The sequence below is a fragment of the Shewanella sp. T24-MNA-CIBAN-0130 genome, assembly GCF_040310185.1.
Classification (GTDB): domain Bacteria; phylum Pseudomonadota; class Gammaproteobacteria; order Enterobacterales; family Shewanellaceae; genus Shewanella; species Shewanella psychromarinicola.
Genome location: NZ_JBEOPP010000444.1, coordinates 1 through 252, shown reverse-complemented (window position 1 = coordinate 252; position 252 = coordinate 1). Strand labels below are relative to the sequence as shown.

Genomic DNA, 252 nt, shown 5'->3' with positions numbered 1-252 from the left:
ACAATCGTTAAAGATTTTTTTGGTGGAAAAAGTCTAGTTGCTGCAGATGATCAATTTAGTAAATACAGACATAAAGTATTGAAAATAAGTGCTGTAACTTCAGGCACCTTTAAGCCTGAAGAAGTAAAACCTTTACCAAATGATTATGAACCGCCAGAAGATCATTTCGTGAAAATTAACGACCTTTTATTCAGTCGGGCAAATACAACGGATTTAGTTGGTGCAACAACGATGGTTTTTGATAAGCACGAT

Annotated in this window: 1 protein-coding gene; it reads left to right on the top strand. The window is 34.9% G+C overall.

Annotated elements, in window-relative coordinates; all coding sequences use genetic code 11:
- Positions 1-252: restriction endonuclease subunit S domain-containing protein (locus tag AAEZ02_RS23060; protein WP_351125489.1), on the top strand; the 252-nt coding region annotated here is incomplete at both ends.